General features: G+C 69.8%; 10 protein-coding genes. 6 read left to right on the top strand and 4 right to left on the bottom strand.

Features of this window, described 5'->3' with window-relative positions:
* Positions 1-10 precede the first annotated feature (10 nt).
* Both ACFHNC_RS10550 and ACFHNC_RS10555 read right to left on the bottom strand, forming a co-directional pair.
* On the bottom strand, positions 11-943 hold the full coding sequence (locus tag ACFHNC_RS10550) for an aminotransferase class IV (protein ID WP_437169175.1): 933 nt from the start codon (positions 941-943) through the stop codon (positions 11-13).
* 45 nt (positions 944-988) lie between these two features.
* The gene (locus ACFHNC_RS10555; RefSeq protein WP_437169176.1) at positions 989-1,693 is read right to left on the bottom strand and encodes a hypothetical protein; all 705 of its coding nucleotides are present in this window, start codon (positions 1,691-1,693) and stop codon (positions 989-991) included.
* A gap of 106 nt (positions 1,694-1,799) precedes the next feature.
* On the opposite strand from ACFHNC_RS10555, the gene ACFHNC_RS10560 reads away from it, so the two are divergent.
* Entirely contained in the window at positions 1,800-2,774 is a 975-nt protein-coding gene (locus tag ACFHNC_RS10560) for a Bug family tripartite tricarboxylate transporter substrate binding protein (RefSeq protein WP_437169177.1), read from the top strand.
* 88 nt (positions 2,775-2,862) lie between these two features.
* Here ACFHNC_RS10560 and ACFHNC_RS10565 read toward each other — a convergent pair whose 3' ends face one another.
* Both ACFHNC_RS10565 and ACFHNC_RS10570 read right to left on the bottom strand, forming a co-directional pair.
* A complete protein-coding gene (locus tag ACFHNC_RS10565; RefSeq protein WP_437169178.1) occupies positions 2,863-4,650 on the bottom strand; it encodes a DEAD/DEAH box helicase in 1,788 nt (595 codons plus the stop codon).
* Between the two features lie 79 nt (positions 4,651-4,729).
* The gene (locus tag ACFHNC_RS10570) at positions 4,730-5,980 is read right to left on the bottom strand and encodes a CaiB/BaiF CoA transferase family protein (RefSeq protein ID WP_437169179.1); all 1,251 of its coding nucleotides are present in this window, start codon (positions 5,978-5,980) and stop codon (positions 4,730-4,732) included.
* A gap of 138 nt (positions 5,981-6,118) precedes the next feature.
* Between ACFHNC_RS10570 and ACFHNC_RS10575 the strand changes: the two genes are divergently transcribed.
* The 5 genes from ACFHNC_RS10575 (at position 6,119) to ACFHNC_RS10595 (ending at position 12,587) form a co-directional block, all read left to right on the top strand.
* On the top strand, positions 6,119-7,057 hold the full coding sequence (locus ACFHNC_RS10575; RefSeq protein ID WP_437169180.1) for a LysR substrate-binding domain-containing protein: 939 nt from the start codon (positions 6,119-6,121) through the stop codon (positions 7,055-7,057).
* 202 nt (positions 7,058-7,259) lie between these two features.
* Positions 7,260-8,366 (top strand): Bug family tripartite tricarboxylate transporter substrate binding protein, encoded by a 1,107-nt coding sequence (locus tag ACFHNC_RS10580; protein WP_437169181.1) that lies wholly within the window; start codon positions 7,260-7,262, stop codon positions 8,364-8,366.
* 66 nt (positions 8,367-8,432) lie between these two features.
* Complete coding sequence (locus ACFHNC_RS10585; protein ID WP_437169182.1) at positions 8,433-10,403, top strand: tripartite tricarboxylate transporter permease; 1,971 nt, start codon at positions 8,433-8,435, stop codon at positions 10,401-10,403.
* 20 nt (positions 10,404-10,423) lie between these two features.
* Entirely contained in the window at positions 10,424-11,524 is a 1,101-nt protein-coding gene (locus tag ACFHNC_RS10590) for a 4-oxalomesaconate tautomerase (RefSeq protein WP_437169183.1), read from the top strand.
* 10 nt (positions 11,525-11,534) lie between these two features.
* Complete coding sequence (locus ACFHNC_RS10595) at positions 11,535-12,587, top strand: Ldh family oxidoreductase (protein ID WP_437169184.1); 1,053 nt, start codon at positions 11,535-11,537, stop codon at positions 12,585-12,587.
* Positions 12,588-12,651 lie beyond the last annotated feature (64 nt).

Below are 12,651 nucleotides of genomic sequence, written 5' to 3' on the forward strand. Positions count from 1 at the left end.
TCTCCGATCGTCAGATGGGCGTGATGTGCCAGCCGGCATTCTTCCTGGCGTAGTAGGTATTGAGCAAGCGCGTCGTGATCGGCCCCGGCACGCCATCGCCAATCGGCGCGCCATCCAGCCGCGTCAGCGGGAACAGGCCGCAGGATGTGGCGGTCAGGAAGGCCTCATCCGCCGCCGCCAGCGCCTCCGGCATCAGCCGGCCATAACGGGCGGGAATGCCGAGATCGGCCGCGATCTCGAACATGCTGCGGCAGGAAATGCCCTCCAGCACGCCCACATCCGGCGTCACCAGCCCGCCATCGATCACGGCCACCACGTTGAAGCCTGGGGCCTCGGCCACCGCGCCATCGGTGGTGCACAGGATGGGCACGTCGCAGCCGGCATCCTTGGCCAGGAAGGCGGCACGAACGAAGTCGCCCCAATGGGTGTTCTTCCACACCGGGTTCACGGCGCTGGCGGGAATCCGCGCGACGTCGCGCACCAGCAGGGCGTTCTGGCCGCGCTGCATCTCGGCCGGCTGGCCGCGCAGGATCAGCGGGGTGACGGTGGCGAAGAAGCGGTTGGTCGCCTTGGTCGGGTCGCGCGTGCCGGGCACCGTCATGCCGCGGGTGCAGGCGAAATAGACCAACGCATCCGGCAGGCCGCTCTGCCGCACCAGATCCGCCAGCAAGCGCCGCATGGCACCCCGGTCCATGCCCGCATCCAGCCGAAGCCCGGCCATCGAGGCGAAGAAGCGGTCCAGATGGTCTTCCAGGCGGAAGAAGCCGCCCTGCCAGACATGCACCACGTCATAGGTCATGTCGGCATACATCAGCCCGAGGTCGCGGACCGGGATCTTCGCCTCGGCCAGCGGCACGACTTCCCCGTCGATGTAGCCGAGGGCGCGGCTGAAATCCGCGTTCGCCACGGTCAGGTGCGTGGGAACCTGCAAAGCCTCGGCCATCGGGCGCTCCTTATGCGCGAACATAGGAAGCCGCGATGTGCCCCGTCAAACAGGTGGTTTGAAGGCCCCCTGCCCCGCCACCTCCGCCCAGGCCCGGAAGGCCGGTGAGGGCGCGACGCGGCCGGAGCGCAGCAGGTCGAGCCACGCAGCCGTCGCCTTGACGAAGCGGTTCACGCCGCGTGGCCAGATGGCCAGGCTCATCGCCTCCGCCATCCGCGGCTCCTCCACCCCCAGCGCATAGGCGGATTCCAGCACGGCGCCGAGGCCCCACATCTCCTCGCAGGCCGTGTGCACGCCGATCAGCGCGATCCGCGCGAGGCGCGGGGAAAGCGGCGTGCCGGCAATCAGCGCATCGCAGCCTTGCAGATATTCGCGCGCCGCCGGCAGGGCCGGGAATTGCGCCTGCCAGTGTGCCGCGATGCAGGCATAGCGCGCCGAGCCCGCGGCCCAGCCCACCAGGCGAAACACCGCGGCCGCCAGCGCATCATCGCCGCCGGCCTGGTGGAATTTGTGCAGATGATGCGTGCCGACCGGCTCCTCGCAGGCGGCGAGGATGGCGAGCCACACCACCTCCTTCTCCAGCGGCGCCAGATGACGCTGCTCCAGCGTCAGCGCGCGATACATCGCCTCATAAGCCTGGTGCAGTTCCGGCAGGGCGGCGGCCATGGCGCCGTGATGCGGCAGCACGAAGCCGCGCGCCGCGCGGATTTCTTCCAATGCGCGACGAACATCATCGGGGGATCGTTCCATGCGATGAGTGTCCGTAGCGGCACCGGGGCGGTCAAGCCGGCGGGGCTGGCGTCATCGGCACGGTTCGGGTCAGATTGTCCTGTCAAACAGGCCCAAGAGGTAAAACATGCTCCGCCGCCACGCCCTGACCATGCTCGCCGCGCCCTTCCTGCTGCCGCAGGCGGCGAAAGCACAACCAGCCTGGGCGCCCACCCGCCCGGTGACGCTGGTGGTGCCCTTCCCGCCCGGCGGGCCGACCGATTTGGCGGCGCGGGTGGTGCAGCAGGGCATGTCGGCCGCCCTCGGCCAGCCCGTGGTGGTGGACAACCGGCCGGGTGCGACGGGCGCCATCGGGTCCCGCTACGTGGCGCAGCAGCCGGCGGATGGCCACACGCTGCTGGTCGCCGCCAGCGGCACGCTGACCATCAATCCGGTGGTGCTGCGGACGCCGGGCTATGATGTGGAGAAGGATTTCGTGCCGGTCACGCTGGTGATGACGGCGCCCAACATGCTGGTGGTGCATCCCTCCGTCCCTGCGACGACGGTGGCGGAGGTGGTGGCCTGGATGAAGACCATCCCCGGCGGCCCGGCCTATGCCTCCTCCGGCGTCGGGTCGTCGGAGCAGTTGGGCATGGAACTGTTCAAGCTGCTGACGCAGGCGGAGGCGCTGCCCGTGCCCTTTGCCGGCGGCCCGGCCGCGGCCACCGCCGTGATCCAGAACACCGCGCCATTCGCCGTGCTGAACGCGGCCACGGTGGGCGTCCATGTGCAGGCCGGCCGGCTGCGCGGCATCGCCGTCTGCGGCCCGAACCGCTTTCCGCAAACGCCGGATGTGCCGACCATGACGGAACAGGGCCTGCCGGACCATGTCTCCGGTTCCTGGACCGCCATCGTCGCCCCGACCGGGACGCCGGAGCCGGCGCTGGCGCGGCTGAATGAGGTGATCGTTGCGTCGCTGAAGACGCCGGAGGTGACGCAGCGCCTGGCCAATGTCGGCTTCGCGGTGGATGCGACCTCGCGCGAGGCGCTGGGCAAGCTGATCGCGGATGATCTGGCACGCTGGCGCCGGGTGGTGCGTGAGGCCCGGATCCAGGTGAACTGAGGGGCGCGCGCAGAGCCCCCACCCAACCAGCCCTCGGCGTTGCGGCGGTGCCGCAACCCCCCCCGCACACGGGGGAGGGCTTCATGGCTCAGCTCTGCGGGCGACGCTTCGCGCCGGCATAGGGCGCACGAGGCTTGTCGCCGCGCGGCGGGCCGGCATAGGCGCGCGGCGCCCGGTCCGGCCGCGGGGGGCCGGGCGGCCGTTCCGGCCGCGGGGGACCGGGCGGCCGTTCCGGACGCGGGGGCGCCGGGCGGTCGCGCTGCGGCTCCCGCGGCGGGGCGCGGCTCGGCGCCGGGGCGTTGGCCATCGGCTCGATCCGGATGCGGTCGTCATCGTCGCCGGAGACGCGCTGGGCGGAGGCGGCGAAGCGCGCGGCGGCCCAGGGGGCGATCTCGACGCGGGTTTCGCGGTCCATCACCTCGATCCGGCCCACTTCCTTCCGCGTCAGGTCGCCCTTGCGGCAGATGAAGGGCAGGATCCAGCGCGGGTCGGCCTGATCATGCCGGCCGATGGACAGGCGGAACCACACGCCCTCCGCACCCTGTTCGCGCGGCGGGCGCGGGGCGGGCGGCGGCGGGGCAGACAGTTCTTCGGGTGCGGGCAAGGAAGATCGCAGCGCCTGGAACAGCGCAGCAGCCACCTGGTCCGGGGTCTTGTCCACCAGCAGTGCGCGGGCGAGGTCCATGTCGTCCTCATCCGCCACCGCATCCACGGCGGTGCGGGCCTGGGCGGCCAGGCGCTCGCGGTCCTTGGCGCGGACATCCTCGGCGGTCGGCGGACCGGACCATTCGGCCTGGATGCGGGCGTTGGACAGCAGGCGTTCGGCCAGGCGGCGGCGGGTATGGGTCACCAGCAGCACGGCCACGCCCTTGCGGCCCGCGCGGCCGGTGCGGCCGGAGCGGTGCTGCAAGGTTTCCTTGTCGCGCGGCAGCTCGGCATGGATCACCAGGCCGAGGTCCGGCAGGTCGATGCCGCGGGCGGCCACGTCGGTGGCGACGCAGACGCGGGCGCGACGGTCGCGCAGGGCCTGCAAAGCGCGGTTGCGCTCCGCCTGGGTCAGTTCGCCGGACAGCGCCACGGCCGAGAAGCCGCGCTCCGAGAGGCTGCCATGCAGCCGGTTCACCTGTTCGCGCGTGTTGCAGAACACCAGCGCGCCGCCGGATTCGTACCAGCGCAGCGCATTGACCACGGCGGCCTCAACCTCCCGCGGTCCGACCAGCATGGCGCGATAGGCGATGTCGCCATGGCGCTCGCCCTCGACGGTCGCCGCGATCCGCAGCGCGCCGCGCTGGTACGAAGCGGCAAGCGCCACGATTTCCCGCGGCACCGTCGCCGAGAACAGCAGCGTGCGGCGGGATTCCGGCGCGCCTTCGAGGATGGCTTCCAGATCGTCCCGGAACCCCATGTCCAGCATCTCGTCCGCCTCATCGAGCACGGCGGCGCGGAGCTGGGACAGGTCCATGTTGTTGCGGTCGAGATGGTCCCGCAAACGGCCCGGTGTGCCGACGACGATCTCGGCGCCCATCCCCAGCGCACGGCGATCGGCCCGCACATCGGTGCCGCCGACGCAGGAAATCACGCGCACGGGGGTGCCGGAATACAGCCAGGCCAGCTCGTCCCGCACCTGCATCGCCAATTCGCGGGTCGGCGCGATGACGAGGGCCAGCGGCACCTGGCTGCGGCCGCCGGACAGAACCTGCTCGGCGATGGCGAGGCCAAAGGCGACGGTCTTGCCGGAGCCGGTCTGGGCGGAGACCAGCAGGTCTCGCCCAACGGCTGCGGGGTCCAGCACGGCGGCCTGGACGGGGGTGGGTTCGGCGTAGCCGCGCTCGGCCAGGGCCTGGGCGAGACGTTCGGGGAGATCGGGAAAGGGCATTGTGGCGGGTGTCTAGCGCAGACGGCGCGATTCCGCACGAACTCCCTTGCCGCGGCGCAGCATGGCAGCCCCGCGCGCCCTACGCCCCGTGCAGCACAACCCCCGCCTGCCGCAGCCGGGCCACCTCCTCCACCCCCAGCAACGGCCCGAGCAGCGCGTCATTGTCGGCGCCCAGCTTCGGCGCGGGGTTGCGCAGGATGCCGGGGGTCACCGACAGGCGCGGCACCTCGCCATGCATGGGCAGCCAGCCATCCGGCATGTCCTCGTCCGGCACCTCGATCAGCGCCTCCCGCTCCGCGATATAGTGATCCTCGTCGAGTTCCGAGACATCCATGATCGGGCCGATGGTCACGCCATCCCGGTCGAATTGCGCCAGCGCCTCGGCGCGGTCCATTTTCCCGAGTGCATCGCGAATGACGCCGTCGATGACCTCGATATTCGCCAGCCGGTCCGGGTTGGTGCGGAAGCGCGGGTCGTCGACCAGTTCGGGCCGCCCGATGCTCTGCATCAGCCGCACGAACACCGCCTGGGTGCTGGTGGACAGGCTGAGCCAGCCGCCATCCCGCGTGCGATAGGCGTTGCGCGGCGCGGTATTGGTGCTGCGGCTGCCGGTGCGCGGCTTGACTTGGCCGCTGATCCGCCAATTCGCCATCTGCGGTTCCAGCACCGCGAAGATCGGCTCGAACAGCGAGAGGTCCACCACCTGGCCCTGCCCCGTCGCCTTCGCATGCCACAGCGCGATCATGGCGGCGGAGGCGCCGTACAGCCCGGCATAGGCATCCGCCATGAACATCGGCGGCAGCACAGGCTCCCGATCCGCGAAGCCGTTCAGCGCGGCGAAGCCGGCATAGCCCTCGACGAGGGTGCCGAAGCCCGGCTTGTGGCGGAACGGCCCGGTCTGGCCCCACCCGGAAACGCGGATGATCACCAGCGCCGGGTTGATCGCCAGCAATTCCTCCGGCCCGAGCCCCATCTCCTCCAACACGCCGGGCCGGAAGCTTTCGACGAACATCGCCGCATCGGCCACCAGCCGCTTCACCACCGCCACAGCCTCTGCCCGCCGAAGGTCGAGGCACAGGCTGCGCTTGTTGCGGCAGCAGGTCTTCCAGGCGGTCTCGATGCCGCCGACCTTCCAGGCGCGCAGGCTGTCGCCCGCGGGCGGTTCCACCTTCACCACCTCCGCCCCATGGTCGGCGAGCACCTTGGTGAGCATGTTGCCGGCGACCAGGCGGGACAGGTCCACCACCCGCAGCCCATCCAACGCACCCTTGGCCGCCGGGTCGAATTGCCGCCGGTGCTTCGGCTGGCGTGGCTTTTCCTGTGGTTCCAAAACGCGGCCCTCCCCGAATTGAAGGCGTAGGGCGCCGGCTCCGCCCCGGTCAATCCGGGCGCCCGCGAAGGGGCCGGGCGCTGGACGGTTTGCGCCCAGATGCGTATCAGTTGCAGTCTGCGTTTCCGGACTTTGCCCATGACGCTCGCCGGACTGTCCCTGCGTGACCTTGAATACCTGCTGGCGGTGGCGGAGCATCTCAGCTTCGGCCGCGCCGCGCAGGCCTGCGCCGTCAGCCAGCCCACCCTCTCCGCCCAGATCCGCAAGATCGAGGAATTGCTGCAGGTCGAGTGCTTCGAGCGCGCGCCGCGCGGCGTGCTCATCACCCCCCGCGGTGCGGAGCTTGCGGCGCAGGCCCGGCTGGTGGTGGCGGAGGCGCGGCGGATGTTCGAGATTGCGGCCGCCGGTGCCGCGCCGCTGGAAGGCACCTTCCGCCTCGGTGTCATCTCCACCCTCGGCCCCTATTTGGTGCCCTTCCTGCTGAAGCCGCTGCGCGCCCGCTTCCCGCAGCTTCGCCTGCTGCTGTCGGAAGGGCTGACGCGGCACCTGGCGCGGCAGGTGGAGGATGGGGAGCTGGATGCGATCCTCGCCGCCTCCCCCCTGCCCGGCCCGGACCTGACCGAACTCAAATTGTTCCGCGAGGAATTCGTGCTGGTGGTGCCGCGCGACCATCCGCTGGCCCGCGTCGAGCAGGTGGCGCGGGAGGATGTTCCGGTGCCGGAGCTGATCCTGCTCAGCGAAGGCCACTGCCTGCGCGACCACGCCCTGGCCTATTGCCCCACCCGCCTGCAGGTGGACCGCCCGGAATTGCAGGCGGCCAGCCTGGAGACGCTGCGCCAGATGGTCGCGGCCGGTGTCGGCGTGTCCTTCATGCCGCAGCTTGCCGTGCAGATCGGCGCGTTGCTGGACGACATGGTGGCCTATCGCCGCATCGGCGATGGCAGCATGGGGCGCGACGTCGCGCTGTTCCACCGACCGGGATTCAGTCGAATTCGAGACGTGCGCCTGCTGCGCCAGGCGATCCGGGAAATCCTCTCGGAACAGAGCGCCGTGAAGGTGGCGGCGACGCTGGCCTGAACGGCGCGCGCGCCCGAAGCGGCCGTTTTTCCGAAAAATCCGGCCTGCTCGCCCGGCGCAACATCCGGCATGGACGCCGATGCGGAATTGCGACAAAGAGCGAGGCGTGAGCTTCGCGCCTGGCGCGTTCGCTCGGTGCAATCATTGCAATGGGTTCATCGACCGCGCGGAGCCAACCAGCGGCCATTTCGGGAGACTTCAGATGACACAGCCAACCACCCCCTTTCTGTCCAGCCGCCGCAGCCTGCTGCGCGCGGGTGCCGGCCTTGGCGCCGCCGCCGCGCTGCCGGGCCTCGCACAGGCGCAGGATTTTGCCGGGCGCACGATCGAATTCGTCATTCCCTTCGCCGAGGCCGGCGGCAGCGATGTCTGGGCGCGCTTCATGGCGCCGTTCCTCGGCAAGCACCTGCCGGGCCAGCCGAATGTTATCGTCCGCAACGTGCCCGGCGGCGGGTCCATCACCGGCACCAACACCTTCTACCAGCGCGCGCGGCCGGATGGGCTGAGCTTCATCGGCACCTCCGGCTCCACCCAGTTCCCCTATCTGCTGGGCGACCCGCGGGTGCGCTACGACTACACCAAGATGATTCCGACCTATGTCTCCCCCACCGGCGGCGTGGTCTATCTGCCGAAGAGCCTGGGCATCGAGAACGCCTCCCAGCTCGGCCGGCTGCGCGACCGGGAACTGGTCTATGGCAGCCAGGGCGCCACGTCGCTGGACCTGGTGCCGATGCTGGCCTTCCGCCTGCTTGGGCTGAATGTGCGCTTCGTCTTCGGCATGCGCGGGCGCGGCGAGGCGCGGCTCGGCCTGATGCGCGGCGAGATCACCATCGACTACCAGACCTCCTCCGCCTTCATCACGCAGGTGATGCCGATGGTGGAAGCGGGCACGGCGGTGCCGATGTTCTCCTACGGCGTGCTCGACGCCCAGGGCAATGTGCAGCGCGACCCGTCCTTCCCGAACCTGCCGCATTTCGTCGAAGTGTATGAGATGCTGAACGGCCGCAAGCCGTCCGGCGTGGAATACGATGCCTACCTCGCCTTCTTCGCCTCCGGCTTCGCCGGCCAGAAGCCGGCGATGCTGCCGCCCAACACGCCGGCCAACATCGTCGCCACCTACCGCAAGGCCTTCGCCGATGCGGTGGCGGACCCGGAGCTGCAGGCGCGCAAGGGCGATGTGCTGGGTGACTACGAGCAGGCGGTAGGCGATGACGTGGAGGCGGTCTTTCGCATCGCCACCACCATCAAGCCCGAGGCCCGCGAATGGGTGCGGAACTTCCTGGCAACCAACCACAACGTCCGCTTCTGAGCGGGCGGGCGGGCGGGGCGCGAAAGCGCCTGCCCGCCATCCTGCGCCGCGAAGGCTGCCCACCCCATGATCGATCTGTTCTTCGCGACCCTCGGCAATCTGCTGACGTTGCAGCATATGGGCTACATGATGGCCGGCGTCAGCCTGGGCCTGGTGATTGGCGTGCTGCCGGGGGTGGGCGGCATTGCCGGCCTGTCGCTGCTGCTGCCGTTTCTTTACGGCATGGACTCGACCTCGGCGCTCGCCATGCTGATCGGCCTGCTCGCCATCATCCCGACCGCTGATACCTTCACCTCCATCCTGATGGGCATCCCCGGCTCCTCCGCCTCCCAGGCCACGGTGCTGGATGGGTTCCCTCTCGCCAAGCAGGGCCAGGCGGCGCGGGCGCTGTCGGCGGCCTTCGCGGCCTCCATGATCGGCGGGCTGTTCGGCGCGCTGCTGCTGACCTTCGCCGTCCTCATAGCGGCCCCCATCATCCTGGCCTTCGGCACGGCCGAGCTGTTCATGCTGACGCTGTTCGGGCTTTCCATGGTGGGCGTGCTGTCCGGCGCCAACATGGTGAAGGGCATCGCTTCCGCCTGCCTCGGCCTCGGCTTCGGCCTGGTCGGTGCGGCGCCGGCCACCAGCGAGTACCGCATGGATTTCGGCATGCTTTACCTGATTGACGGAATCCCGCTGGTCACCGTGGCGCTCGGCATTTTCGCGCTGCCGGAAATTCTGGATCTGCTGCGCGGCGGCGGGTCTATCGCGCAGGGCGCGCAACTCGGCAAAGGCTGGTTCCGCGGCGTGCGCGACACGCTGGCGAATTTCTGGCTGACGCTGCGCTGTTCCGGCATCGGCGCGCTGATCGGCGCCATCCCGGGCATCGGCGGCAGCGTCGTGGACTGGATCGCCTATGGCCATGTGGTGCAGACCACGAAGGACAAATCGCAATTCGGCAAGGGCGACATCCGCGGCGTGATCGCGCCGGAATCCGCCAACAACGCCACCGCCGCTGGCGCCCTGCTGCCGACGCTGCTGTTCGGCATTCCGGGCTCGGGATCGATGGCGATCTTCCTCGCCGCCATGATCCTGCTCGGCATCCAGCCTGGCCCGGGCATGGCGAGCAACGACCTCGGCATCACCTATACCATCATCTGGTCGCTCGCGATTGCGAACGTCATCGGCACGGCGATGTGCATCCTGCTGGCGCCGGGCATCGCGAAGCTGACGGCGGTGCGCTACGCGCTGATCGCGCCCTTCATGATCATGGTGATCTGCTTCGCCGCCTTCCAGGCAACGCGCAGCTTCGAAGACCTGATGGCGCTACTGGTCATGGGCATCCTCGGCATCTTCCTGCGCCGCTTCGGCTGGTCCCGCCCCGCCTTCCTGATCGGCTTCGTGCTGGCGCTGGGTGGGGAGCGTTACCTGTACCAAGCCGTGCAGTTCTACGGCTGGGGCTTCGTGACGCGGCCGCTGGTGCTGATGATCGCGGCCATCACCATCATCTCCATCTGGGCCGGTCTGCGCGGCACGAAAAGCGGCAGCAGCATCCATACCGAAGGCTCGGCGGAGTATTCCGTCGCGCGCAACATGACGCCGCAGATCATCTTCTCCGGCGTCGTACTGGTGGGCTTCGGCTTCGCCATCCAGCAGGGGCTGGGCGTGTCCTTCCTGGCGCAGATCTTCCCGATCGCGGTGGGCATTGTCGGCGGCCTCGCCACCCTGCTGCTGCTGGTGCAACAGGTGCGTGGCCCGGTCGCCGCGGGCTCTGCCAACTTCGACAGCGAGGCGCGGGCCAGCGATGGCGGGCCGTGGCGCTTCCTGCTGTGGTTCCTGGGCTTCATGGGCGCGATCGGGCTGGTGGGCTTCTTCGCAGCGCTGGTCGGCTTCTTCATGGTCTTCCTGCGGGTGGTGGCAAAGTCCTCCTGGGTTCAGTCGGTGGCACTGACGGCCGGTGCGGCCGGCCTGATGCTCGTGCTGGCCAATGCGCTGAACCTGGTCTTCCCTGGCGGCCTGCTGCAGGAGTATTTCGACCTGCCGTGGCCATTCCGCTGAGCGCCTGCAAGGACCCATCGATGCCGCTCCAGACCGCGATCCCCTGCACCTTCATGCGCGGCGGCACCAGCCGCGGCCCGTATTTCCACCGTGGCGACCTGCCGGAAAGCCGGGAGGAAGCAGGGCGCGTGCTGCTGGCGGTGATGGGCTCGCCCGATGCGCGCCAGATCAACGGCCTCGGCGGCGCCACCACGCTGACCAGCAAGACCGTGATGGTCAGCAAGGCCGCGCCGGGCGAGAAGCAGCAGGTGGACTACCTGTTCGCACAGGTTTCGGTAGACAAGGATGTCGTCGATTGGGGCCCGACCTGCGGCAACATGCTGGCAGGCATCGGCCCCTTCGCCATCGAGGAAGGCCTGGTGCCGGCCGAGGATGGCGAAACCCGCGTGCTGATCCGCGCCGTCAACACCGGCGCGCTGATCGAGGCGGTGGTGCAGACCCCCGGCGGGCGCGTGACCTATGATGGCGACGCCGCCATCGCCGGCGTGCCCGGCACGGCCGCGCCCATCGTGCTGAACTTCGCCGATGCGGTCGGCGGCGCGACCGGCAAGCTGATGCCCACGGGCAACCCGCTGGATCACATCGAGGGTGTGGACGTCACCTGCCTCGACGTCGCCATGCCGGTGGTGATCGCGCGCGCGAAGGACCTCGGCAAGACGGCGCGCGAGACCGCCAAGGAACTCGACGCCGACAAGGACTTCATGGCGCGGATCGAACGCATCCGCCGCGCCGCCGGCCTCGCCATGGGCATGGGCGATGTGGCCGGCAAGGTGATGCCGAAATTCGCCATGGTCGGCGAACCGGCCGGCGGCACGGGTGTCGCCGCGCGCTACTTCACGCCGCTGGCCTGCCACGAGGCGATGGCCGTCACAGGCGGCATCTGCATCGCCAGCGCCTGCAAGCTGCCCGGCACGGTCGCCGCCGGCATCGCCGTGGTGAATGCCGAGGCGCGGGAGATGGTGACGCTGGAACACCCGACCGGCGTGATGGAGGCGGTGATCACCACCGGCCGCGCCGAAGATGGCAGCGCCACCATCCTCGGCGGTGGCACGCTGCGCACCGCGCGGCGCATCATGAAGGGCGAGGTCTACATCCCCGCCAGCGTCTGGCCCAACACGTGAGTCCCGGCAGGTGAACGCCGAGACCATCGCCGAGGCCGCGCTTCTCGACCTCACCATCCGCGCCCTGACCCATGGCGGAATGCGGGCGGAGGAGGCGGCGCAGGCGGCGCGGGTGCTGGTGCTGGCGGAACTGGCGGGGCTGACCACGCATGGCATCAGCCGCGTCGGGCAGTACCTCAACCGCGTAAAGGTCGGCGGCATCGATCCGCGGGCCGATCTGCAGGTGATGCGGCTCATGCCCGCGCTGGCCATGGTGGATGGCCGCAACGGCATCGGCCCGCTGATCGGCATGCGGGGGCTGGCGGAAGCGATGGTTGGCGCGCGGGATTGCGGCATCGGAGCCGCCTTCGCGCGCGGCAGCAACCATTTCGGGCCGATCCTGCCCTATGCGCTGATCGCGGCGGAGCAGGGCTTCGTCACGCTCATCGCCTCCAACGCCACCACCACCATCGCGCCCTGGGGTGGCAAGGATACCCGGCTCGGCAACAACCCGATCGGCATCGGCGTGCCGAACTCGGGCGGCGATCCCGTCATCCTGGACATGGCGCTGTCGGTCGCGGCACGCGCCAAGATCCGCGACCTAGCGGCAAGCGGCGCGCCGCTGCCGGAAGGCTGGGCGACGGATGCGGAAGGCCGCCCAACCACGGATGCCAAGGCGGCGCTCGCCGGCTTCCTGCTGCCCGTGGGCGGTCACAAGGGCTATGGCCTGGCGGTGATGGTGGATCTGCTGGCCGGGCTGCTCTCCGGCGCGGCCTACCTCACCCATGTGCAGGCCTGGGACAAGAACCCGGAGGTGGCGCAGAATCTCGGCCATATCTTCATCGCCATCGATGCGACGAAGCTCGCCAGCCGCGAGTCCTTCGCCTCGCGCATGGCCGATTTCATCGGCATCCTGCACGCGACGCCGCCGGCCGATCCGGCGCAGAAGGTACTGGTGCCGGGCGAGCGCGAACTGACGACGCTGAAGCGCCAGCGGGCGGAGGGTGTGCGGGTGAAGGCCGCGGAGCTGCGCATCCTGCGGGAACTGGCGGGCGGCGCGCGCGCGACAGGGACAGCGTCGTAGGGCGCCAGCGGCGTGTCATTCAGGCCTGACATTGCCCTACAAATCCGAGCATCTTACGGGCCAG

Source organism: Falsiroseomonas sp. E2-1-a4 (genome assembly GCF_051433165.1).
GTDB lineage: Bacteria > Pseudomonadota > Alphaproteobacteria > Acetobacterales > Acetobacteraceae > Falsiroseomonas.

Excerpts from the sequence above, each read along its gene's own strand:
- ACFHNC_RS10550 (WP_437169175.1), bottom strand. The coding sequence starts at position 943 with ATGGCCGAGGCTTTGCAGGTTCCCACGCACCTGACCGTGGCGAACGCG.
- ACFHNC_RS10555 (WP_437169176.1), bottom strand. The coding sequence starts at position 1,693 with ATGGAACGATCCCCCGATGATGTTCGTCGCGCATTGGAAGAAATCCGC.
- ACFHNC_RS10560 (WP_437169177.1), top strand. The coding sequence starts at position 1,800 with ATGCTCCGCCGCCACGCCCTGACCATGCTCGCCGCGCCCTTCCTGCTG.
- ACFHNC_RS10565 (WP_437169178.1), bottom strand. The coding sequence starts at position 4,650 with ATGCCCTTTCCCGATCTCCCCGAACGTCTCGCCCAGGCCCTGGCCGAG.
- ACFHNC_RS10575 (WP_437169180.1), top strand. The coding sequence starts at position 6,119 with ATGACGCTCGCCGGACTGTCCCTGCGTGACCTTGAATACCTGCTGGCG.
- ACFHNC_RS10580 (WP_437169181.1), top strand. The coding sequence starts at position 7,260 with ATGACACAGCCAACCACCCCCTTTCTGTCCAGCCGCCGCAGCCTGCTG.
- ACFHNC_RS10585 (WP_437169182.1), top strand. The coding sequence starts at position 8,433 with ATGATCGATCTGTTCTTCGCGACCCTCGGCAATCTGCTGACGTTGCAG.
- ACFHNC_RS10590 (WP_437169183.1), top strand. The coding sequence starts at position 10,424 with ATGCCGCTCCAGACCGCGATCCCCTGCACCTTCATGCGCGGCGGCACC.